Origin of the sequence: Pseudomonas chlororaphis (assembly GCF_001921865.1) — a bacterium.
GTDB classification, from domain to species: domain Bacteria; phylum Pseudomonadota; class Gammaproteobacteria; order Pseudomonadales; family Pseudomonadaceae; genus Aquipseudomonas; species Aquipseudomonas chlororaphis_D.
Genome location: NZ_MSCT01000024.1, coordinates 1 through 23,119, shown reverse-complemented (window position 1 = coordinate 23,119; position 23,119 = coordinate 1). Strand labels below are relative to the sequence as shown.

The 23,119-nt window shown below is 64.7% G+C and carries 22 protein-coding genes; 12 read left to right on the top strand and 10 right to left on the bottom strand.

Features of this window, described 5'->3' with window-relative positions:
- Positions 1–15: 15 nt before the first annotated feature.
- From pstB to BTN82_RS28530, 5 genes are all read right to left on the bottom strand, one after another.
- Positions 16–849 (bottom strand): phosphate ABC transporter ATP-binding protein PstB, encoded by an 834-nt coding sequence (gene pstB, locus BTN82_RS28550; RefSeq protein WP_075122359.1) that lies wholly within the window; start codon positions 847–849, stop codon positions 16–18.
- Positions 850–1,021: 172 nt separating this feature from the next.
- Complete coding sequence (pstA, locus tag BTN82_RS28545) at positions 1,022–2,692, bottom strand: phosphate ABC transporter permease PstA (RefSeq protein WP_075122358.1); 1,671 nt, start codon at positions 2,690–2,692, stop codon at positions 1,022–1,024.
- A 15-nt stretch (positions 2,693–2,707) separates the two neighbouring features.
- Entirely contained in the window at positions 2,708–4,741 is a 2,034-nt protein-coding gene (locus tag BTN82_RS28540; RefSeq protein ID WP_186828471.1) for an ABC transporter permease subunit, read from the bottom strand.
- Positions 4,742–5,214: 473 nt separating this feature from the next.
- Positions 5,215–6,213: a phosphate ABC transporter substrate-binding protein PstS family protein gene (locus BTN82_RS28535; RefSeq protein ID WP_075122356.1), complete on the bottom strand. Its 999-nt coding sequence runs from the start codon at positions 6,211–6,213 to the stop codon at positions 5,215–5,217.
- Between the two features lie 274 nt (positions 6,214–6,487).
- Entirely contained in the window at positions 6,488–7,786 is a 1,299-nt protein-coding gene (locus BTN82_RS28530; protein WP_075122355.1) for an MFS transporter, read from the bottom strand.
- A 389-nt stretch (positions 7,787–8,175) separates the two neighbouring features.
- Between BTN82_RS28530 and BTN82_RS28525 the strand changes: the two genes are divergently transcribed.
- Positions 8,176–8,580, top strand: a complete 405-nt coding sequence (locus BTN82_RS28525) for an acyl-CoA thioesterase (protein ID WP_003229628.1) — start codon at positions 8,176–8,178, stop codon at positions 8,578–8,580.
- Positions 8,581–8,652: 72 nt separating this feature from the next.
- Positions 8,653–9,552, top strand: a complete 900-nt coding sequence (locus BTN82_RS28520) for a D-hexose-6-phosphate mutarotase (protein ID WP_075122354.1) — start codon at positions 8,653–8,655, stop codon at positions 9,550–9,552.
- A gap of 106 nt (positions 9,553–9,658) precedes the next feature.
- On the opposite strand, the gene BTN82_RS28515 is transcribed toward BTN82_RS28520, so the two are convergent.
- From BTN82_RS28515 to BTN82_RS28495, 5 genes are all read right to left on the bottom strand, one after another.
- Positions 9,659–10,195, bottom strand: a complete 537-nt coding sequence (locus tag BTN82_RS28515) for a DUF3299 domain-containing protein (protein ID WP_075122353.1) — start codon at positions 10,193–10,195, stop codon at positions 9,659–9,661.
- An 86-nt stretch (positions 10,196–10,281) separates the two neighbouring features.
- Positions 10,282–10,527 carry a GlsB/YeaQ/YmgE family stress response membrane protein gene (locus BTN82_RS28510; protein WP_007995826.1) on the bottom strand — a complete coding sequence of 82 codons (246 nt, stop codon included), beginning with the start codon at positions 10,525–10,527 and terminating at the stop codon, positions 10,282–10,284.
- Positions 10,528–10,635: 108 nt separating this feature from the next.
- Complete coding sequence (locus BTN82_RS28505; RefSeq protein ID WP_075122352.1) at positions 10,636–11,718, bottom strand: 5-(carboxyamino)imidazole ribonucleotide synthase; 1,083 nt, start codon at positions 11,716–11,718, stop codon at positions 10,636–10,638.
- A gap of 11 nt (positions 11,719–11,729) precedes the next feature.
- Positions 11,730–12,221, bottom strand: a complete 492-nt coding sequence (purE, locus tag BTN82_RS28500; protein WP_075122351.1) for a 5-(carboxyamino)imidazole ribonucleotide mutase — start codon at positions 12,219–12,221, stop codon at positions 11,730–11,732.
- 311 nt (positions 12,222–12,532) lie between these two features.
- Positions 12,533–13,450, bottom strand: a complete 918-nt coding sequence (locus tag BTN82_RS28495) for a LysR substrate-binding domain-containing protein (protein WP_075122350.1) — start codon at positions 13,448–13,450, stop codon at positions 12,533–12,535.
- 180 nt (positions 13,451–13,630) lie between these two features.
- Between BTN82_RS28495 and aspA the strand changes: the two genes are divergently transcribed.
- The 10 genes from aspA to BTN82_RS28445 form a co-directional block, all read left to right on the top strand.
- A complete protein-coding gene (gene aspA / locus BTN82_RS28490) occupies positions 13,631–15,055 on the top strand; it encodes an aspartate ammonia-lyase (RefSeq protein ID WP_075122349.1) in 1,425 nt (474 codons plus the stop codon).
- A gap of 467 nt (positions 15,056–15,522) precedes the next feature.
- Positions 15,523–16,359: an ABC transporter ATP-binding protein gene (locus tag BTN82_RS28485; protein ID WP_075122513.1), complete on the top strand. Its 837-nt coding sequence runs from the start codon at positions 15,523–15,525 to the stop codon at positions 16,357–16,359.
- Between the two features lie 40 nt (positions 16,360–16,399).
- Positions 16,400–17,392 carry an ABC transporter substrate-binding protein gene (locus BTN82_RS28480; RefSeq protein WP_075122348.1) on the top strand — a complete coding sequence of 331 codons (993 nt, stop codon included), beginning with the start codon at positions 16,400–16,402 and terminating at the stop codon, positions 17,390–17,392.
- 28 nt (positions 17,393–17,420) lie between these two features.
- Positions 17,421–18,197, top strand: a complete 777-nt coding sequence (locus BTN82_RS28475) for an ABC transporter permease (protein WP_075122347.1) — start codon at positions 17,421–17,423, stop codon at positions 18,195–18,197.
- Positions 18,194–18,961 carry an SDR family oxidoreductase gene (locus BTN82_RS28470; protein WP_410002847.1) on the top strand — a complete coding sequence of 256 codons (768 nt, stop codon included), beginning with the start codon at positions 18,194–18,196 and terminating at the stop codon, positions 18,959–18,961. Before BTN82_RS28475 ends, BTN82_RS28470 begins: the two co-directional genes overlap by 4 nt.
- A 13-nt stretch (positions 18,962–18,974) precedes the next feature.
- Entirely contained in the window at positions 18,975–19,514 is a 540-nt protein-coding gene (locus BTN82_RS28465; RefSeq protein WP_075122346.1) for a cupin domain-containing protein, read from the top strand.
- A 4-nt stretch (positions 19,515–19,518) separates the two neighbouring features.
- Positions 19,519–20,397, top strand: a complete 879-nt coding sequence (locus tag BTN82_RS28460; protein ID WP_075122345.1) for an alpha/beta fold hydrolase — start codon at positions 19,519–19,521, stop codon at positions 20,395–20,397.
- Positions 20,394–21,227, top strand: a complete 834-nt coding sequence (locus BTN82_RS28455) for an IclR family transcriptional regulator (protein ID WP_075122344.1) — start codon at positions 20,394–20,396, stop codon at positions 21,225–21,227. The genes BTN82_RS28460 and BTN82_RS28455 overlap by 4 nt, the downstream gene beginning before the upstream one ends.
- A gap of 1 nt (position 21,228) precedes the next feature.
- Positions 21,229–22,026 carry an SDR family oxidoreductase gene (locus tag BTN82_RS28450; RefSeq protein ID WP_075122343.1) on the top strand — a complete coding sequence of 266 codons (798 nt, stop codon included), beginning with the start codon at positions 21,229–21,231 and terminating at the stop codon, positions 22,024–22,026.
- On the top strand, positions 22,019–23,119 hold a 1,101-nt coding region (locus BTN82_RS28445), incomplete at its 3' end, for a thiamine pyrophosphate-binding protein (RefSeq protein WP_148169623.1). The genes BTN82_RS28450 and BTN82_RS28445, both read left to right, overlap by 8 nt.

Sequence of the window (23,119 nt, the reverse complement as noted above, 5' to 3'; positions counted from 1 at the left end):
GCAAACAACGGCTTCCTAGCCGTAGCGACCGGTGATGTAGTCTTCGGTCTGCTTCTTCGCCGGATTGGTGAACAGGGTGTCGGTGTCGCCGAATTCCACCAGTTTGCCCATGTACATGAACGCCGTGTAGTCGGAAACGCGCGCGGCCTGCTGCATGTTGTGGGTCACGATAACGATGGTGAACTTGGATTTCAGTTCGTAGATCAGCTCTTCGACTTTCAGGGTGGAGATCGGGTCGAGTGCCGAGCACGGCTCGTCGAGCAGCAACACTTCAGGCTCCACGGCGATGGTGCGAGCGATCACCAGACGTTGTTGCTGGCCGCCGGACAGGCCGAGCGCCGAGTCGTGCAGGCGGTCCTTGACCTCTTCCCACAGCGCCGCGCCCTTGAGCGCCCACTCCACGGCTTCGTCGAGGATGCGCTTCTTGTTGATGCCCTGGATGCGCAGGCCGTAGACCACGTTCTCGTAGATGGTTTTAGGGAACGGGTTGGGCTTCTGGAACACCATGCCCACACGACGGCGCAGCTCGGCCACGTCTTCGCCCTTACGGTAGATGTTGTTGCCGTAGAGGTTGATCTCGCCTTCCACGCGGCAACCGTCCACCAGGTCGTTCATACGGTTGAAGGTGCGCAGCAGTGTGGACTTGCCGCAACCGGACGGCCCGATGAAGGCGGTCACGCGCTGTTTCGGAATGTTCATGCTGACGTCGTAGAGCGCCTGCTTCTCGCCGTAGAACAGGCTCAGGCCCGGGACTTCGATAGCCACGGTTTCCTGGTCCAGGCTCAGGCTCTGCTTGTCGCGGCCCAGGGCCGACATGTTGATGCCGTGGGTATGTGCTTCTTGCTGCATGGGTCACTCCCTACGCTAACAAATTCGTTTCAGTGAACCGCTGGCCTCGCCAGCGGTGACGCCGTTTCCCGTAGGAGCGAGCTTGCTCGCGATGGGATCTTCCAGACACATAGGCTGCGTCGGTCTCACCATCACTTCGCGAGCAAGCTCGCTCCTACCGGTACAGCAGTAATCAGCTATCCAAAGCCTTGTATTTCTCGCGCAGGTGGTTACGGATCGCCACCGCCGACAGGTTGAGCAAGGCGATCACCAGCACCAGCAACAGCGCCGTGGCGTACACCAGCGGCCGCGCGGCCTCGACGTTCGGGCTCTGGAAGCCGACGTCGTAGATGTGGAAGCCCAGGTGCATGATCTTCTGGTCCAGGTGCAGGTACGGGTAGTTGCCGTCCACCGGCAGCGACGGCGCCAGTTTCACCACGCCCACCAGCATCAGCGGCGCCACTTCGCCGGCGGCGCGGGCCACCGCGAGGATCATGCCGGTCATCATCGCCGGGCTGGCCATCGGCAGCACGATTTTCCACAGGGTTTCCGCCTTGGTCGCGCCGAGGGCCAGGGAGCCTTCGCGCACGGTACGGGGAATCCGCGCCAGGCCTTCTTCGGTGGCCACGATCACCACCGGCACCGCCAGCAGCGCCAGGGTCAGGGACGCCCAGAGCAGGCCCGGGGTGCCGAAGGTCGGTGCCGGCAAGGCTTCGGGGAAGAACAGCCGGTCGAGGGAGCCGCCCAGCACGTAGACGAAGAAGCCCAGGCCGAACACGCCGTAGACGATCGCCGGAACGCCCGCCAGGTTGTTCACCGCGATGCGGATGACCCGGGTCAGGGCGTTCTGCTTGGCGTATTCGCGCAGGTACACCGCCGCCAGTACGCCGAACGGGGTGACGATCATCGCCATGATCAGGGTCATCATCACGGTGCCGAAGATCGCCGGGAAGATACCGCCTTCGGTGTTGGCTTCACGCGGGTCGTCGCTGAGGAACTCCCAGACCTTGCTGAAGTAGAAGCCCAGCTTGGTGAAAGTGCCCATGGCGTTCGGCTGGTAGGCGTGCACCACCTTGCCCAGGCTGATTTCCAGCTCTTTGCCGTTGGCGTCGCGCGCGGTCAGGCTGTCGCGGTTGAACTGCGCATGCAGGTCGCTCAGGCGCGCTTCGATGTCCTGGTAGCGGGCGTTCAGCTCGGCGCGCTCGCTTTCCATGTCGGCCTGGGCGGCGGCGTCGAGCTTGCCGTCCAGTTCCAGCTTGCGACTGTGCAGGCGGATGCGCTCGAGGCCGGCGTTGATCGCGCCGATGTCAGTTTTCTCCAGGCTCTTGAGCTGGGCGGCCAGCGCGTTCACCCGGTCGATCCGCGCACGCAGTTCCGGCCAGGCCGCTTCGCCTTCGGCGACCACCTTGCCATCCTGCTTGACGTTGACCAGGTAGCCGTAGAAGTTGCCCCACTCGCGGCGCTCGATGGCCATCAGTTCCGGCGGCGTGGTCTGGTTGGTCAACCAGTCGCCGACGATCCAGGTGAAATCGTTGCCGTTCAGGTCACGGTTGCCGACCTTGATCAGCTCGCGGGTCATGAACTCGGGGCCGACGTCCGGCACCGGCAAGCCAGCGCTCTTCAACCGGGCCCGCGGCACTTCTTCCTTCTGTACCACTTCACCGATGACCAGGTGCTGGGCCTGGCCCGGCACGTCGTAGCTGGCATGCACCAGGTCCGCCGGCCAGAAGTGGCCCAGGCCGCGCACGGCGATCACCGCCAGCAGGCCGATCGTCATGATGACCGCGATGGACACCGCGCCACCGCTGATCCAGACACCTGGGGCGCCGCTCTTGAACCATCCTTTCAGGGAGTTCTGTTTCACAGACTTCTACCTTTCTTAAAGCGACGAGTATTTCTTGCGCAGACGCTGACGGATCAGCTCGGCGAGGGTGTTCATGACGAAGGTGAACAGCAGCAGCACCAGCGCCGAGAGGAACAGCACGCGGTAGTGGCTACCGCCGACTTCCGACTCGGGCATTTCCACCGCGACGTTGGCCGCCAGGGTCCGCAGGCCTTCGAACAGGTTCATTTCCATGACCGGGGTGTTGCCGGTGGCCATCAGCACGATCATGGTTTCGCCGACCGCGCGGCCCATGCCGATCATCAGCGCCGAGAAGATGCCCGGGCTGGCGGTGAGGATCACCACGCGGGTCATGGTCTGCCACGGCGTGGCGCCCAGGGCCAGGGAGCCCAGGGTCAGGCCGCGCGGCACGCTGAACACGGCGTCTTCGGCGATCGAGTAGATGTTCGGGATCACCGCGAAGCCCATGGCCAGGCCCACTACCAGGGCGTTGCGCTGGTCGTAGGTGATGCCCAGGTCGTGGGAGATCCACATGCGCATGTCGCCGCCGAAGAACCAGTTCTCCATGAACGGGCTCATGTACAGCGAGAACCAGCCCACCAGGATGATCACCGGGATCAGGATCGCGCTTTCCCAGCCGTCCGGCACCTTCAGGCGCACCGACTCAGGCAGGCGGCTGAAGACGAAACCGGCCACCAGGATGCCGATCGGCAGCAGCATCAGCAGGCTGAAGATGCCTGGCAGATGGCCTTCGACGTAAGGCGCGAGGAACAGGCCGGCGAAGAAACCGAGGATCACCGTCGGCATCGCTTCCATCAGCTCGATCACCGGCTTGACCTTGCGGCGCATGCCCGGCGCCATGAAGTAGGCGGTGTAGATCGCCGCAGCCACCGCCAGCGGCGCGGCCAGCAGCATGGCGTAGAACGCCGCCTTCAAGGTGCCGAAGGTCAGCGGCGAGAGGCTCAGCTTGGGTTCGAAATCGGTGTTGGCCGCGGTCGACTGCCAGACGTATTTAGGCTCGTCGTAGTTCTCGTACCAGACCTTGCTCCACAACGCACTCCAGGACACTTCCGGGTGCGGGTTGTCGAGCACCAGCGGGTGCAGCTTGCCGCCAGCTTCGACGATCACGCGGTTGGCCCGCGGCGACAGGCCGAACAGGCCTTCGCCGTCGACCACCTGGTCCACCAGCAAGGTGCGATGCGCGGTGCTGTGGAACACGCCGAGCTTGCCCGCCGCGTCCAGCGCGACGAAGCCCTTGCGCCGCTCTTCGGCGGTGATCTCGACGATCGGCGCGGTGCCCATCTGGAAATCGCGGATCTGCTTCAGGCGCAGTTCGCCGTCCGGATCGCGGGCCATGAACCACTGGGCCAGGCCGCCTTTGGAAGTGCCGATGATCAGCGAGATGCCGCCCACCAGTTGGGTGCTGGCCGTCACTTCGGCGTTGGCGTCTTCCAGCAACTTGTAGCGACCGTTGAGGCTCTTGTCGCGCAGGCTGAACACGTCGGCCTGGGCACGCCCGTTGATCACGTACAGCCATTGCTGGCGCGGATCGATGTACATGGCCTTGACCGGCTCGGTCATCTGCGGCAGCTCGATGCGGTTCTGCTCGCTGGTGACTTCGCCGGTCATCATGTTTTCTTCGCGGGTCAACTGCAGTACATGCAGTTGCGAACCGCTGGAACCTGCCAGCACCAACGCCGAATCGCTGGCATTGAGGTTGACGTGCTCCAGTGCGGCGCCCTGTTCGTTCAGCACGATCGGGGTTTCGCCGTAGGGGTACTCGATGGCCGGCGAGATGGTCTTCTTGCCGTCCGGGTAGCTGACCTTGTAGGTGTGGCGGAACACCAGCACCTGGCCGTTGGACAGGCCCACCACCACCAGCGGGCTGCCCGGCTGGTCCTTGCCGATGGACGTTACGCTGGCGCCGGCTGGAACCGGCAGGTCGACGCGACGCAGCTCGGCGCCGTTGTCGATGTCGAAAAACAGCGCCTGCCCCTTGTCGGAAACCCGCATGCCGACCTGGTTCTGCTCTTCCAGGGAGAACATCAGCGGCTTGCCGGCGTCCTGCATCCAGGCGGGGGTCAGCGGGTCCTTGGCGGTCAGGTCGGCGCCCTGGAACAGGGGCATGACCACGTAGGCGAGGAAGAAGAAGATCAGGGTGATCGCCGCCAACACGGCCAGCCCGCCCACGAGGACGTACCAGCGGGTCAGGCGATCTTTAAGCGCGCGGATGCGGCGCTTGCGTTGCAGCTCAGGCGTATTGAAGTCAATGCGCTTGGGGGGAGAAGTCGGAGTCATGGTGGAGTTGGCCAGATCATTCATGCGCACACCCTAGCGATCCTGTATGACAGAAAGATGACAATGCAGTGACGCAACAAATCCGCCGCCTAGCGAGGCTGGCAGCGAATCGGAAATTGGGGGGTGTAGGAGCGAGGCTGCTCGCGAATCGAGGGCGAATCCGACGCAGCGTGTGCGCCTGGGAGATCGCCATCGCGAGCAAGCTCGCTCCTACAAGGGTCCGGGACTAGCCCGGACCCAAGGTGTTACTTCTTGGCGACTGGAGCGCCTTCCTGCAGGCCCAGGTCAGCCAGTGCCTTGGCGGCGACTTTGGCTGGCAGTGGGATGTAGCCGTCTTTCACTACCACTTCCTGGCCCTGTTTCGACAGAACCAGTTTCACGAACTCGGCTTCCAGCGGGGCCAGAGGCTTGTTCGGGGCCTTGTTGATGTAGACGTACAGGAAGCGGGACAGCGGGTACTTGCCGTTCAGGGCGTTTTCTTCGGTGTCTTCGATGAAGTCGCTGCTGCCTTTCTTGGCCAGGGCCACGGTCTTCACGCTAGCGGTCTTGTAACCGATGCCCGAGTAGCCGATGCCGTTCAGCGAGGAGCTGATGGACTGAACCACCGAAGCCGAGCCAGGCTGTTCGTTGACGTTAGGCTTGTAGTCGCCTTTGCACAGGGCTTCTTCCTTGAAGTAGCCGTAGGTGCCGGATACCGAGTTACGACCGAACAGTTGCACTGGCTTGTTGGCCAGGTCGCCTTTCACGCCCAGGTCGCCCCAGGTCTTGACGTCTTCCTTGGCGCCGCACAGACGGGTCGAGGAGAAGATTGCGTCAACCTGTTCCATGGTCAGGTGCTGGATCGGGTTGTCCTTGTGCACGAACACGGCCAGGGCGTCCACGGCCACCGGGATAGCGGTTGGCTTGTAGCCGTACTTCTGCTCGAAGGCAGCCAGTTCGGTGTCCTTCATCTTGCGGCTCATCGGGCCCAGATTGGAGGTGCCTTCGGTCAGCGCAGGTGGCGCGGTGGCGGAGCCAGCGGCCTGAATCTGGATGTTTACGTTCGGGTATTCTTTCTTGTAATGCTCAGCCCACAGGGTCATGAGGTTGGCCAGGGTATCGGAACCGACGCTGGACAGGTTGCCCGACACACCAGTGGTCTTGGTGTAGCTCGGGATAGCAGGGTCAACAGCGGCAACCGCGTGGGCAGTCGCAACGCCAGCAGCGACAAAAGTCATTGCCGCCATCAAACGCTTCAGTTTCATGCCTTACTCCTAGCAGATAGGGTGTGTTAAGTCGGGGCCAAGTATCTGTAGGCCGTGTGAACACTCTATGGCTGAAATATGACAATTAGATGAAAGGCCAGCATCCGCGAAGGAAGGCTGGCCTTTCTTTATAGGAGGGCGAAACACGCTTTTGTAGCCGCTGCCGCAGGCTGCGAAAGGTCCGCAGGACCTCCTGGGCCCTGAAGATCGCCGCGCCCCTTCGGGTCGATCGCAGCCTTCGGCAGCGGCTACAGGATCATGCGCAAGGCCAGGATCAGCGACCTTTCTTCCACAAATACAGGCCGACCAGAATCCCGATGCTGCAAATAATTGCAACATAATAGGCCGGGCCCATCGGGCTCTCCTTGAGCAGCGCCGTCACCACCATCGGCGTCAGGCCGCCGAAAATTGCGTAGGCCAGGTTGTAGGAGAACGACAGCCCGCTAAAACGCACCACCGCCGGGAAGGCCTTGACCATCACATAAGGCACCGCGCCGATGGTGCCCACCAGCAAACCGGTCAGCGCGTACAGCGGGAACAGCCAGTCCGGGTGATCCAGCAGGCTGTGGTAGAAAGTCCAGGACGTGGCCAGCAGCAGCGCGCTGCCGAACACGAACACCCGGCCCGCGCCAAAACGGTCGGCCAGCGCGCCGGACGCCACGCACCCCAGGCTCAGGAACACGATCGCCAGGCTGTTGGCCTGCAACGCCACGGTCGGGGTGAAGTGATAGACCGTCTGCAGCACGGTCGGGGTCATGAGGATCACCACGATGATCCCGGCGGACAGCAGCCAGGTCAGCAGCATCGAGAGAATGATCGCGCTGCGGTGGTCGCGCAGCACCGCCCGCAGCGGCACTTCCTCGGCCAGGGCCTTGCGCAGTTGCAGCTCGGCGAACACCGGGGTTTCGTGCAGCCAGCGGCGCAGGTACACCGAGAACAGACCGAACACGCCGCCCAGCAGGAAAGGAATCCGCCAGGCGTAGTCGGCGACTTCGACCGGGGTGTAGAGGCTGTTGATCGCGGTGGCCACCAGCGAACCCAGGAGAATGCCGGCGGTCAGGCCCGAGGTCAGGGTACCGCAGGCGTAACCGATATGCCGCTGCGGCACATGCTCGGAAACGAACACCCAGGCGCCCGGGACTTCGCCGCCGATGGCCGCGCCCTGGATCACCCGCATCAACAGCAGCAGGATCGGCGCCCACATGCCGATCTGCGCGTAAGTCGGCAGCAGGCCCATGATCAGGGTCGGCACCGCCATCATGAAAATGCTCAGGGTGAACATCTTCTTGCGCCCCAGCAGGTCGCCGAAGTGCGCCATGACGATCCCGCCCAGGGGCCGGGCCAGGTAACCGGCGGCGAAGATGCCGAAGGTCTGCATCAGGCGCAGCCATTCGGGCATGTCCGCGGGGAAGAACAGCTTGCCGACCACGGTGGCGAAGAACACGAAAATGATGAAGTCGTAGAACTCCAGCGCCCCGCCCAGAGCGGACAGCGACAGGGTCTTGTAGTCGTTGCGGGTCAACGGGCGGGCAGGTTGCGCGGGCTGCGCAAGGCTCGAGGGCACAGTGGTCATGGCAAGGGCTTCTCTTATAGTCGGTTCTGGAAGCCGCAACAGCGCTGGTTGTGGCCTGGCAGGTTCGGCACGATAGCAAATTGTTCGAAAAAGCACATAGATGCGCACAATAGCCGGTCAAAATCAGAACCCGATGGTCGTCGCGGAGCCTGTCGACCGATATACTCGCGAGCATTGGAGCAAAGCCGTCCCCGGCAAGGGTTGCTGTGCGAAAACGCCGCTGGGCGTCCCAGGCGCTGACTGGGCCAGCCGGTTTCGCAGAGTTTCCCTTTAGTACGCCTTACGAAGAACGTGACGAACGTAGTATGTTCGGGCTGAATCGTTTTTCCTCAAGACGGCTATTCACCTGAAGTACCAATGAAGAGTCACGGGTCAGAGGCACCCCCGGCATGATAGAGCTCGAACAAGAAGATCCGATCCCGCAAGGCGACCTGGCCTTGCAAATCACCGCGCTTCCCCGTGAAACCAACGGTTTTGGCGATATTTTCGGCGGCTGGCTGGTGGCGCAGATGGACCTGGCGGGCACCGCCATGGCCAGTCGCGTGGCCGGCGGGCGCGTGGCCACGGTCGCCATCGACCGCATGGCGTTCCTGGTGCCGGTGGCGGTGGGCGCGCAACTGTCCTTTTATACCCAGACCCTGGAAATCGGTCGCAGCTCGATCCAGATGATGGTCGAGGTCTGGAGCGACGATCCGTTGTCCAGCGAATGGCGCAAAGTCACCGAGGCGGTGTTCGTGTTCGTTGCCATCGACGGCAGCGGACGTACCCGCTCGGTTCCGCCCAGAGCCCGTTGAATCCGGCGCGGGTTAAACCCGGCGGCTGTCCCGTGGTCCATGGCAGCCCTGCTTTTGAACGAGAACCGCACCATGTCTACCCCTCACGTTGAAACGGTGAAACTGGATGAGCTGAACTGCTGGCGCATCCGCCACGGTCAGGCCGAGTTGCTGGTGGCCCAGCAGGGCGCGCACATCCTCAGCTATCAATTGGCCGGGCAGCCGCCGCTGATCTGGCTCAACGACGAGGCGGTGTTCAAGACCGGCAAGAACATCCGGGCCGGCGTCCCGGTGTGCTGGCCGTGGTTCGGCAACTTCGCGCGCAACCCGCAAAGCGTCCAGGCCATGCGCCAGGGCAGCGAGCCGGCCCCGGCCCACGGCCTGGTCCGCGCCACCGATTGGGAACTGCTGGGCATCGAGAGCGACGGCGAAAGCCTGCTGGTGGAATTGCAACTGCCAATCCCCGAAGGTGGCCTGCCAGGCTGGCCGCATCAGGTCGGGCTGAAACTCGGCATCCGTCTCGACGACCAGCTGCACATCAGCCTCACCAGCCATAACCAGGGCAACGACACCGTCAGCATCAGCCAGGCGCTGCACAGCTACTTCGCGGTCAGCGACGTACGCAAGGTGCATATCGAAGGGCTGGACGGCTTGAACTACATCGAGACGCTGGACGACTGGAAAACTCTGCAGCAAGCCGGCGACCTGCATTTCAACGGCGAGACCGACCGCATCTATCTCGATCCGCCGCCAGAGCTGAGCATCGTCGACCCGGACTGGCAGCGACGCATCCAGCTGACCAGCAGCGGCTCGCGTTCGGCGGTGATCTGGAACCCGTGGATCGCCCGCGCCGAGCAGTTCAGCGACATGGCCAACGACGGCTGGCAGCGCATGCTGTGCATCGAAACCGCCAACGTGATGGACGATGTGGTGACCCTGGCGCCAGGCGCCAGCCACACCCTGGGCGTAAGCGTTACCAGCATCCCCCTCTGACCAACACCCTCCTGTAGGAGCAAGCTTGCTCGCGATGCGTCTGCCTGACGTACCGCGGCGTCTCGATCGCGAGCAAGCTCGCTCCTACAGGGCAAGGCGTCACGTCTTACAGATCCGACTCCTGCACCACCCGCACTTTCTGGGCATCCAGCGCATAGGCCGCATCGGCCAGGTCGTTGCTGACCGTCTCGATTTTCAAATGTCCGGTTACCCACAGCGGCGTGTAGATATCGTCCAGCTTCACACCCTTGGGGAACCGCACCAGGACCAGCTGGTTGGGCGGCGGTGGCGGCACGTGGATGCAGGCACCCGGATACGGCACGAGGAAAAACAGGGTGCTGCGCCCCTTGGCGTCGGCTTCCAGCGGCACCGGGTAGCCGCCGATGCGGATGTCCTTGCCGTTCATGGCCGCCACGGTCTTGGTCGAATACATCACTGCCGGCAACCCTTTGCTCTGCTTCAAGCCACCCTTTTCAGTAAAGGTGCCATTGGCTTCGGGCGAGTTGTGGTCGATTTCCGGCATTTGTTCGAGGGCTTTCTGGTCCGACTTGGGCATCAGTTCGAGCCAGTCGGTTTCCGGCAGGTCGCCGGCGTGGGCCAGGCCTGAGCCCAGCAGAACGAGAGTCAACAGAAGACGGCGCATGGAGGAGCTCGGCAAGAAAGGGACAAGACAACGCCGGGCATTCTAGCCCTCTCTACCTGCGCAGCAGAGAGGGCTTTGTCGCTAAATCAGTTCTTTTTGACCAGGCCGTAGATCACCAGCAGCACGATCGCACCGACCAGCGCGCCGATGAAACCCGCGCCCTGGCCCGCCTGGTAGATGCCCAGGGCCTGACCGCCGTAGGTGGCCGCCAGCGAACCGCCGATACCGAGCAGGATGGTCATGATCCAGCCCATGCTGTCGTCGCCCGGTTTCAGGAAGCGCGCCAGCAGACCAACGATCAAGCCGATAAAGATGGTTCCAATAATTCCCATGGCATTTCCCTCTGTATGAGTGAGATATGCCAAAGCCTAGTCAGAGCTTTGGCATCCTGCCATCAGAGAACGGCGGCCCCGATTGGTTCCACCGCGGCCCCACAGAAGTTACTCGCCGATCAGGGCTTCGACCTTGAGAATCTGCGCTTCGAGGGTCGCCTTGTCCTTGCAGCGCAAGTTGGCGTGGCCGACCTTGCGCCCGACCTTGAAGGCCTTGCCGTAGTGGTGCAGGTGGCAATCGTCGATGGCGATGACTTTTTCCACCGCCGGCACGGCGCCGATGAAGTTGATCATCGCGCTCTCGCCGACCTTGGCGGTCGAACCCAGCGGCAGGCCAGCCACCGCCCGCAGGTGGTTTTCGAACTGGCTGCACTCGGCGCCTTCGGTGGTCCAGTGCCCAGAGTTGTGCACCCGCGGGGCGATTTCGTTGGCCTTGAGGCCGCCGTCGACCTCGAAGAACTCGAACGCCATCACGCCAACGTAGTCCAGTTGCTTGAGCACCCGGCTGGAATAGTCTTCGGCCAGGGCCTGCAGCGGGTGGTCGCTGCTGGCCACGGACAGCTTGAGGATGCCGCTGTCGTGAGTGTTGTGCACCAGCGGGTAGAAGCGGGTTTCGCCATCACGGGCGCGCACGGCGATCAGCGAGACTTCGCCGGTGAACGGCACGAAGCCTTCCAGCAGGCAGGCGACGCTGCCCAGCTCGGCGAACGTGCCGACTACGTCTGCGGGGGTGCGCAGGACCTTCTGGCCCTTGCCGTCGTAACCCAGGGTGCGGGTCTTCAGCACGGCCGGCAGGCCAATGCTGGCCACCGCGGCGTCCAGGTCGGCTTGCGACTGGATGTCGGCGAACGCCGGGGTTGGAATCCCCAGGTCCTTGAACATGCTCTTCTCGAACCAACGATCGCGGGCGATGCGCAGGGCTTCGGCGCTCGGGTAGACCGGGACGAACTGCGACAGGAAGGCCACGGTCTCCGCCGGTACGCTTTCGAACTCGAAGGTCACCAGGTCGACCTCGTCAGCCAGCTGGCGCAGGTGGTCCTGATCGCCGTAATCGGCTCGCAGGTGTTCGCCCAGGGCCGCGGCGCACGCGTCCGGAGCGGGGTCGAGGAAAGCGAAGTTCATCCCCAGCGGGGTGCCCGCCAGCGCCAACATGCGGCCCAGCTGGCCGCCACCGATTACACCGATCTTCATCGTCAAGAACCTCAGGCGACGCGCGGGTCTGGATTGTCCAGGACGCTGTCTGTCTGCTCAGCACGGAATTTTTTCAGCACGCTATGGAATTGCGGGTGCTTGGCGCCAAGGATGCTCGCCGACAGCAACGCGGCGTTGATCGCGCCCGCCTTGCCGATGGCCAGGGTGGCGACCGGGATGCCCGCGGGCATCTGCACGATGGAGAGCAGCGAGTCCACGCCCGAGAGCATCGACGACTGCACCGGAACGCCCAGCACCGGCAGGTGGGTCTTGGCCGCACACATGCCAGGCAAGTGCGCCGCGCCGCCGGCACCGGCGATGATCACCTCGATGCCACGCGACTCGGCTTCTTCGGCGTACTGGAACAGCAGGTCCGGGGTGCGGTGGGCGGAGACCACTTTCACCTCGTAGGGGATGCCGAGCTTTTCCAGCATATCGGCGGTGTGGCTAAGGGTGGACCAATCGGACTTGGAGCCCATGATCACGCCAACCAGTGCACTCATCGTCGTGCCTCTTCTCTCTGGGCGCCCGCGGGCGCGTCAAAAAACAACAAGCCACGCGATAGGCGTGGCTTGATTGTACAAATTATGGCCAGTGGAACCGGCCGGAGGCCGCGCAGTATACCGAAAAAGGTGAGTTAAACGCACTTTTGCCGACCATCTGTCATACAGCGTATTTCAGGCGCAAAGCGGCGGTTTTATTGACTTTGAAGTCAGTCAAACCGGACTGGAAATCCCTTGCGGCCTGACCTGCTCCTTGTAGCCGCTGCCGCAGGCTGCGAACGACGGCGCAGCCGGCGGCAGCGGCTACAGGGTCATGGGTTGCTGGTGCTTTGTGCCGCGCCGCCTTCGAGCTTGCGCCACAACAACCGGACGTTGGCCTTGCGCACCAGGGCGCAGCGGTACAGGCGGATTTCCAGCGGCACATGCCATTGCGCGCCGCCGCAGACCACCAGCTCGCCGCGGGCCAATTCGGCGCGCACGCTCAGGTGCGGCACCCAGGCAATCCCCAGGCCTTCCAGGGCCATGCTCTTGAGGCTGTCGGCCATGGCGGTTTCATACACCGTGGTAAAGCGCAGGTTGCGCTGGCGCAGCAGTTGGTTCACCGAACGCCCGAGAAAGGCCCCGGCGCTGTACGCCAGCAGCGGTACGCTGGCCTCGCCCTCGAGGTCGAACAGCGGTTTGCCGGCGGCGTCCGCCGCGCAGATCGGCAGCATCTCGGTGTGCCCCAGGTGCAGCGAAGGGAAGATCTCCGGGTCCATCTGCATCGCCGAGTCCGGGTCGTAGAAGGCCAGCATCAGGTCGCAGCCGCCTTCGCGCAGGGCGTGCACCGCGTCGCCAACGTTGGTCGCCACCAGCCGCGTGGCGATGTTCAAGCCCTCGTTGCGCAGTTGCGCGATCCAGCGCGGGAAGAAGCCCAGGGCCAGGGAGTGCGCCGCGGCGACCTGCATCACTTCGCCCTGCCCGCCTTCAAGGTGATGCAAATGCCGCAGCACTTCGCCCAACTGCTCGACCACCGTGCGCGCGGTCACCAGGAACAACTGCCCCGCCGCCGTCAGTTCGATCGGCGTGCGCGAACGGTTGACCAGGGTCAGCCCCAACGCCGCTTCCAGGCTGCGGATCCGCCGGCTGAAGGCCGGCTGGGTCACGAAGCGCCGTTCGGCGGCCTGCGAGAAGCTGCGGGTGGCGGCCAGGGCACTGAAGTCCTCGAGCCATTTGCTTTCCAGATTCATCACGTCCTCCAGGGGGCGCACCATTTTAGGTCACACGTTTGCCGCGCAAGCGGCGTCACACGGACATTATGCCGTTTATGCATAGGGCAGTGTTTAACAGCATTGGCCCAAATTTTCCCACAGGCCTAGGATTCGCAGCGTTCCGGCACAGACCGGGTCCATATCGAGATGATTTCTATCATGTCCTCCGCTGCATCTTTCCGCACAGAAAAAGACCTGCTTGGCGTACTCGAAGTACCGGCTCAAGCGTATTACGGCATCCAGACCCTGCGAGCGGTGACCAACTTCCGTCTCTCCGGCGTTCCGATTTCGCATTACCCGAAGCTGGTCGTCGGTCTGGCAATGGTCAAGCAGGCAGCTGCTGACGCCAACCGCGAGCTGGGTCACCTCAGCGAAGCCAAGCACGCTGCCATCAGCGAAGCCTGTGCCCGTCTGATCCGCGGCGATTTCCACGAAGAGTTCGTGGTGGACATGATTCAAGGTGGCGCCGGTACCTCCACCAACATGAATGCCAACGAAGTGATCGCCAACATTGCCCTCGAGGCGATGGGTCACCAGAAAGGCGAATACCAGTACCTGCACCCGAACAACGACGTGAACATGGCGCAGTCGACCAACGACGCCTACCCGACCGCGATCCGCCTGGGTCTGCTGCTGGGCCACGACGCGCTGCTGGCCAGCCTCGACAGCCTGATCCAGTCGTTCGCCGCCAAGGGCGAGGAATTCAGCCACGTCCTGAAGATGGGCCGTACCCAGCTGCAAGACGCCGTGCCGATGACCCTGGGCCAGGAGTTCAAGGCCTTCGCCACCACCCTCGGCGAAGACCTGGCCCGCCTGAAGACCCTGGCGCCGGAAGTGCTGACCGAAGTCAACCTGGGCGGCACCGCCATCGGTACCGGCATCAACGCCGACCCGCGCTACCAGGCCCTGGCCGTACAACGCCTGGCCACCATCAGCGGCCAGCCGCTGGTACCGGCCGCCGACCTGATCGAAGCCACCTCCGACATGGGCGCCTTCGTGCTGTTCTCCGGCATGCTCAAGCGCACCGCGGTCAAGCTGTCGAAGATCTGCAACGACCTGCGCCTGCTGTCCAGCGGCCCGCGCACCGGGATCAACGAGATCAACCTGCCGGCCCGCCAGCCAGGCAGCTCGATCATGCCCGGCAAGGTCAACCCGGTGATCCCGGAAGCGGTCAACCAGGTGGCGTTCCAGATCATCGGCAACGACCTGGCCCTGACCATCGCGGCCGAAGGCGGCCAGCTGCAACTGAACGTGATGGAGCCGCTGATCGCCTTCAAGATCTTCGACTCGATCCGCCTGCTGCAACGCGCCATGGACATGCTGCGCGAGCACTGCATCACCGGCATCACCGCCAACGAGCAGCGCTGCCGCGAACTGGTCGAGCACTCGATCGGCCTGGTCACCGCGCTGAACCCGTACATCGGTTATGAAAACGCCACCCGTATCGCCCGCATCGCGCTGGAAAGCGGCCGCGGCGTGCTGGAGCTGGTGCGCGAAGAAGGCTTGCTCGACGAAGCCATGCTCGCCGACATCCTGCGTCCGGAAAACATGATTGCCCCGCGTCTGGTCCCGCTCAAAGCCTGACCAACGCCCGCCCTGGCGACAGGGCAACGCTCACCAGGTCGAGGGACTAGACACCTCTCACCTTTTGAGGGCTTGGAGATTCGTCTCCAGGCCCTTTTTTTTGCCTGCCGTTCCCAACTCCCCGCCTTGGCCGATTGCTTCTATATAAAGAGCGCCGAAACTTCCGAGCCGCACGTTTTATATATAAAACAAATAAGCCTGTTATCGCCCTTTGGCGTTACCTGAAACAGCCCCAACTTCTTGCAACTTCCCAGGCCATGCCCGGGCAGTGTGCAAATTCGTGCCAGATAAGAAACCGTGTTTCATATATAAAACATTGCATTTTCAACTAACTGCTCTTAACCGATTAATACATAAGGACTTTTTGACAAAAACAACCGTGCTTAAAGCACTGGCATTGTTCATGCACTAAACGGCGTATCACCTATAAAACAGACCAGAGAACCTTCCCAATGGCTGTGAAAGAGATGTACGCCGTCGCCCCGCAATGGAATAAGCCCGCTCCCAAGGAAGATCTGGAGCCGACTGAAATCGAGTTTCGCAATGTCGGCAAATGTTTCCCGGCCAAGGGCCAGTCCTCGGCGCCGTTCGCGATTCGCGAGGTGAATTTCAAGATCCGCCGGGGCGAAGTGGTCTCGATCATCGGCCCCTCCGGTTGCGGCAAGAGCACTATCCTCAATATGGGTTCCGGCCTGTACCGCCCCAGCGAAGGCGAAGTGTTCGTCGGCGGCGAGCCGGTCACCGGGCCGGTGCCGCAGGTCGCCTTCATGCTGCAAAAGGACCTGCTGATGCCCTGGCGCAGCATCCGCCGCAACGTCGAGCTGGGGCTGGAGATCCAGGGCGTGGCCGCCGCGACCCGCCAGGCGGTGGCGAACGACCTGCTCGAACGCTGCCACCTCAAGGGCTTCGCCGATCACTACCCGTTCCAGCTGTCCGGCGGCATGCGCCAACGCGCGGCCCTGGCCCGCACCCTGGCCATCGACCCGCAGGTGCTGTTCCTCGACGAGCCGTTTTCCGCCCTCGACGCCCAGACCAAGATGATCCTGCAACAGGACATGGCGCGGATGCTGTTCGACGAAAAGAAAACCGCCCTGTTCATCACCCACGACCTGATCGAGGGCATCGCCATGTCCGACCGGTTGCTGGTCATGAGCGCCCGCCCCGGCACCATCATCGAAGAAATCAGCATCGACCTGCCGTTTCGCGACAACCCGCTGGAGCGCCGCAAGCTGCCGGAAATCGGCCCGCTGGTGGGCCGCCTGATGGAGTTGCTGCAAGTCGGCGCGGACACCGAACTGCATTGATCACCGCCCTCGCGGCCCCCTAACCGATTCAGGAGTCCCCATGCTCAAGTCTCTGTTCCACCACCTTTGCGCCGTCAGCCTGGGCCTCGGCCTGGCCGGCGTCGCCCAGGCGCAGCCGACCGATGTCACCTACCTGCTGCCGGCGCCGCCCAACTCGCCGGCATTCGCGCCCTGGATCATCGCCAAGGAGAAGGGTTACTACGCCGCCCAGGACCTGAACCTGACCTTTATCGCCGCCAAGGGCGGTGTCGACGTGGCCAAGCAGATCGGTGCCGGCAACGCCCTGCTCGGCGGCGCCATCGGCGACACGCCGATCGTGGTCCGGGCCAATGGCATCCCGGTGCGCGCCGTGGCCGTGCTGGGCGCGGGCGGGGTGACCATGATCGCCACCAATGCCCGCGAGAACATCGGCTCCATCGCCGACCTCAAGGGCAAGACCCTGACGGTGATGTCCTATTCCGACACCACCTACTACGCCCTGCTCGCCTCGCTGCGCAAAGCCGGCCTGGGCAAGAACGACGTGAATATCCAGGCCGCCGGCCCCGCCGGGGTCTGGCAGCTGTTCTCGGCCGACAAGGCCCAGGCCATGGCCGGCGTGCCGGACTGGGTGGTCAACGCCGAAGAGGCCGGGGTGCCGATCAAGCTGATTCCCCAGGCGCAGATTTTCGACAGCATGGCCCAGGCGATCCTCGCCTCCGACGACGCCATCAAGAATCAGCCCAAGGTCGTGCGCGGCGTGGTCCAGGCCACCCTGCAAGGCATGCGCGACATCATCCAGGACCCGCGCGCCGCCGCGGTGACCTTCGCCAAGGCGGTACCGGCCTACGCCGGCAAGGAAGACTCGCTGGAGAAGGTCTTCAAGCTCTACGTCGAGCACGTCTACACCAACCAGGGCGTGCTCGGCCGCATCGACCCGCAGCGCCTGGACAAGGTCCGCCAGTTCTACGTCAGCGAAGGCATCGTCAGCCAGGAGCCCAAGCTCGAAGACCTGTTCACCAACCAGTTCGTCGACAACCCGGTCGCCGCGCAATGAGCCACCGGGACCACAAGGTACGCACACGATGAAAAGCCTGAATCACTCCATGCTCGGCAGCGCCGCGCTGCTGGTCCTGTTCCTGGTGCTCTGGCAATGGGGCCCGGGGCTGCTCGGCATGCCCGAATTCGTCATGCCGCAGCTGAGCCGCGTCGCCCAGGAAAGCCTGGTGATGTGGCACAGCGGCGGCCTGGCGCAGCACACCCTGATCACCGCGCTGGAGATCGTCGTCGGCTTCGGTCTCGGCGCCCTGCTGGGGGTGGCGATCGGGGTCTCGCTGGGCCTGTCGCCCGCCGCCGAAGCCATGTTGTCGCCGTACATCCTGGCCTTGCAGATCGCCCCGAAAGTCGCCTTCGCGCCGCTGTTCGTGATGTGGCTGGGCTACACCATCTACCCGAAGATCCTGATCGCCATCCTGATCGTGTTCTTCCCGGTGATGATCAACGTGCTCTCGGCGATCCGCACCGTCGACCCGGACATGATCAACCTGGTGCGCACCATGAACGCCAGCCGCTGGCAGATCTTCCGCCTGGTGGAGTTTCCCTCGGCCATGGCCGCCCTGTTCTCCGGCTTGCGCATCGCCTCGACCCTGGCGGTGATCGGCGTCACCGTCGGCGAGCTGGTCGGCGGTAACCAGGGCCTGGGCTTCCTGCTGGTGGACGCCGAGGGCCAGGGCAACACCGCCGGGGTGTTCGTCGCCATCGTCATGCTCACCCTGATCGGGGTGATCGCCTACGGCGCCGTGGTCTGGGCGGAAAAACGCGTCCTGCACTACCTGCCCAAAGCCATGTTGAGCACCCAATGATGAACAGCCAGAACCTCTTGCTCGAAGGTCGCCGGGTGCTGGTCACCGGCGGCGCCCGCGGCCTGGGCTACGCCTTCGCCCAGGCCATCGGCCGGGCCGGCGCCCGGGTGGCGATCGCCGACGTGCTCGAAGAGCGCGTGCAGCAGGCCGCCGGCGAACTGCGGGCCCAGGGCCTGGACGTCCAGGCCCTGGGCCTCGACCTCGCCCAGCCGGCCTCCATCGACGCCTGCGTCGCGGGCGCCGTGGGCCTGCTCGGCGGCCTCGACGGCCTGGTGAACAACGCCTCGATCACCAACTCCGGCGGCAAGGGCTGCGAAGAACTGAGCATCGACACCTGGGACCAGGTGATGCAGGTCAACGTGCGCGGCACCTGGCTGATGACCACCGCCTGCCTGCCGGCCCTGCGCGCCAGCGGCCGCGGCGCCATCGTCAACCTGGCCTCCGACACCCCGCTGTGGGGCGCGCCGAACCTGTTGGCCTACGTCGCCAGCAAGGGCGCGATCATCGCCATGACCCGCAGCCTGGCCCGCGAGCTGGGCGCCGACAACATCACGGTCAATGCCATCGCCCCCGGCCTGGTGCTGGTGGAAGCCACCGCCTACGTGCCCGAGGCCCGCCACCGCTTGTACAACGACCAGCGGGCCATCCAGCGCCCGCAACTGCCCGAAGACGTCAGCGGCGCCGTGCTGTTCGCGCTGTCCGACCTTGCCCGCTTCATCACTGGACAAACCCTGCCGGTCAACGGCGGGTTCGTCATGCCTTGATCTGGAGACTGCCATGACCGATCTATCCGCCCAAAACGACGCCCCGAAAAGCTGGGAGCGGCCTGCCGGCGCCAGCCTGGAAAGCTGGATGAACACCCGCATCGCCCGCTACCAGACGCGCAAGTACGACTGGGACGCGCTGAAGTTCCAGGCCGACTACGACCCGAAATTCCGCCGCGCGCAAATGCGCTACATCGGCACCGGCGGCACCGGCGTCAGCAGCGACATGAACACCATCCCGTCGGAGCACTTCACCTTCTCCACCATGGTCATCCCGGCCGGCCACGAAGGCCCGCCGCACCTGCACATCGACGTCGAGGAAGTGTTCTTCGTGCTGCGCGGCAAGCTCAAGGTGGTGCTGGAAAAGGACGGCGAACGCTTCGAGACCGTCCTCACCGACCGCGACGTGATTTCCGTGCCGCCGGGGGTGTACCGCGAAGAGATCAACATCGGCGACGAAGACGCGCTGATGTGCGTGATGCTCGGCGCGAAAAAGCCGATCACCCCGACCTACCCGCCAGAGCACCCTCTGGCCTCGATCAAGCGCGGATAAGCCCATGTTGCCTGGCCTCTCTCACGCCGCGCCGGCGGCGACCCTCGAAGCCCGACTGGACCGCGACTTCGCCCAGCGCCGGGTGCCCGTGGCCGGGGGCCAGCAGGCCCTGCGCGAATGCGGCGCGGGGCCGGCGATCGTGTTGCTGCACGGCATCGGCTCCGGGGCGGCGTCCTGGCTGCAAGTGGCCGGGCAACTGGCCTCGCAGGCGCGGGTCATCGCCTGGGACGCGCCCGGCTACGGCGACTCCAGCCCGCTGGAGTCCCCCGCGCCCAAGGCCGAGCAGTACGCCGCGCGCCTGGTGCAGATGCTCGACGCGCTGGAGGTCGAGCGATGCGTGCTGGTGGGGCATTCCCTCGGTGCGTTGCCGGCGATGGCTTTCGCCCGCAGCGCCCAGGCACACCGCGTGAGCCGCCTGCTGCTGATCAGCCCGGCCCGCGGTTATGGCGCCCCGGAACGCGCCGGGCAACGCCAGCAGGTGCGCCAGCAACGCCTGGAGAACCTCGACCGCCTGGGCATCGCCGGCCTGGCCGAACAGCGCAGCGCCCACATGCTGTCGTCCAACGCCAGCGCGCAGGCCCTGGCCTGGGTGCGCTGGAACATGGCGCGGCTCGACCCCGGCGGCTACCGCCAGGCCATCGAGTTGCTGTGCGGCGACGACCTGCTGCGCCACGGCCGCCCCGCCATGCCCTGCGAAGTGCATTGCGGCGAAGCCGACCGCATCACCCCGGCCGAGGCCTGCCTGACCCTGGCCAAGGCCCTGGGCGCCCGCTTCGACCTGATCGCCGACGCGGGCCACGCCAGCCCCATCGAACAACCGCTGGTGGTCGCGGGCCGCCTGGCCTTTGCCATCAAAGAATCCCTGACAGGTAGAACCCTATGAACGATTCCGATCTGCTGAAGGACGCTCAGGACAAATACATAGTGCCGGGCCTGGAACGCGGCCTGTTGCTGCTCTGCGAGTTCAGCCGGCGCAACCGCACCCTGACCGCGCCGGAACTGGCACGCCGCCTGGCCCTGCCGCGCTCGACTATTTTCCGCCTGCTCACCACCCTGGAAACCATGGGTTTCGTCACCCGCAGCGGCAACGAGTACCGCCTCGGCATGTCGGTGCTGCGCCTGGGCTTCGAGTACCTCGCGTCGCTGGAGTTGACCGAGCTCGGCCAACCGCTGCTGGCACGCTTGTGCGACCGCCTCAACTACCCAAGCAACCTGGTGGTGCGCGACGGCCGCTCGATCGTCTACGTGGCCAAGGTCTCGCCGCCCTCGGTGTTCTCCAACGCGGTCAACGTCGGCACCCGCCTGCCGGCCCACGCCACGGTGCTCGGGCGCATCCTCCTGGAAGACCTGTCGCTGGCCGAACTGCGCGAGCTGTACCCCGAAGAGCACTTGGAACAGCACTCCCACAGCACACCGAAAACCGTGCTGGAGCTGTTCGACATGGTCCAGGCCGACCGCCAGCGCGGGTTCGTCAGCGGCGAAGGTTTCTTCGAGTCGGCGATCTCCACGGTGGCCGCCCCGGTGCGCGACCAGAGCGGGCGCATCGCCGCCGCCCTGGGCGTGACCATCCCCACCACGCAGATCGGCCACGTCAATTTCGAGGAGCTGCTGTCGCAGGTGCGCCGCAGCGCCGACGAGCTGTCGCGCCTGCTCAACTACAACGGCGTGGCCCACGACGGGCAATCCCGCGTCACCGCCTTGATGAGGGATTGAGATGAGCCTTTATCAACTCCAGGGCCGTACCGCGATCGTCACCGGCGGCTCCTCGGGCATCGGCCTGGCCTGCGTCGAGCTGCTGCTGGAAGCCGGCGCCGCCGTGGCCTTCTGCGGACGCGACGGCGAACGCCTGCGCAGCGCCGAAGCCGGGCTGCGCCAACGCTTCCCAGAAGCGCGGCTGCTGGCCCAGGCGTGCGACGTGCTCGACGCCGAATCGGTAAACGCCTTCGCCGCCGCCAGCCAGGCCGCGCTCGGCGCCGCCAGCGTGCTGATCAACAACGCCGGGCAGGGCCGGGTCTCGACCTTCGCCGACACCAGCGACGCGGCCTGGACCGAAGAGCTGAACCTGAAATTCTTCTCGGTGATCAACCCGGTCCGCGCCTTCAAGGCCCAGCTGCAAAGCCAGGCCGAGGCCGCCATCGTCTGCGTCAACTCGCTGCTGGCCAGCCAGCCGGAGCCGCACATGGTCGCCACCTCGGCCGCCCGCGCCGGGATCAAGAACCTGGTGCGCTCGATGGCCACCGAGTTCGCCCCGCAGGGCATCCGGGTCAACGGCATCCTCATCGGCCTGGTGGAGTCCGGGCAATGGCGCCGGCGCTTCGAGGCCCGCGAAGAACGCGACCTCGACTGGGCGCAATGGACCGCCCGCCTGGCCCAACAAAAACACATTCCCCTTGGGCGCCTGGGCCTGCCGCTGGAAGCGGCCCGCGCGATCCTGTTCCTGGCCTCGCCTCTGTCGGCTTACACCACAGGCAGCCATATCGATGTATCCGGAGGCCTGTCCCGCCATGCGTAACGAAAACACTGTCACCGTGGGCGCTGCCATCACCGCCTTTCTCGAACAATGCGAGGTCAAGGCCGCGTTCGGCGTGATCTCGATCCACAACATGCCGATCCTCGATGCCTTCGCCGTACGCGGCAATATCCGCTTCGTCATGGCCCGCGGCGAGGCCGGCGCGGCCAACATGGCCGACGCCTATGCCCGCACCACCGGCGGCCTGGGCGTGTGCCTGACCTCCACCGGCACCGCGGCCGGCAACGCCGCCGGGGCCATGGTCGAGGCGCAGACCGCCGGCACCCCGCTGTTGCACATCACCGGGCAGATCGAAACGCCGTACCTCGACCAGGAACTGGCCTACATCCACGAAGCCCGCGACCAGCTGAACATGCTCAAGGCGGTGTCCAAGGCCGCGTTCCGCGTGCGCAGCGTCGAGACCGCCATCAGCACCCTGAAGCTCGCGGTGCAGACTGCCCTGACCGCGCCGACCGGCCCGGTCAGCGTGGAAATCCCGATCGACATCCAGTCCACATTCATTCCGATGCCCACCGACCTGTCGCCGCTGCCGATCCCGGTCGCGGTGCCGGCGCCAGAGGCCCTGGACCTGGTCGCCGAACGCCTGGCCGGGGCCAAGCGCCCGCTGCTCTGGCTCGGCGGCGGCGCGCGGCACGCCGGGGCGCAGGTCAAGCGCCTGCTGGCCATGGGCGTGGGGGTCATCACCTCGACCCAGGGCCGCGGCGTGGTCAACGAAGACGACGAGCGTTGCCTCGGCGCCTTCTCGCAGAACAAGCGGGTCGAGCAGTTCCTGCAAACCTGCGATGCACTGCTGATCGCCGGCTCGCGCCTGCGCAGCAACGAAACCTTCAAGTACGCCCTGAAGCTGCCGCAGAACACCCTGCGCATCGACGCCAACCCGGCCGTCGAAGGCCGCGGCTACGCCAGCGAACTGTTTATCTGCGGCGACGCCGCGCTGGCCCTGGACGGCCTGGCCGACCGCCTCGAAGGCCGCCTGCGGACCGACCCGGACTTCCTCGCCGAACTCAAGGCGGTCCGCGAACAATCGCGCAGTCAGCTGGTGGCTGACCTGGGGCCGTACTCGGCGATGGTCGAG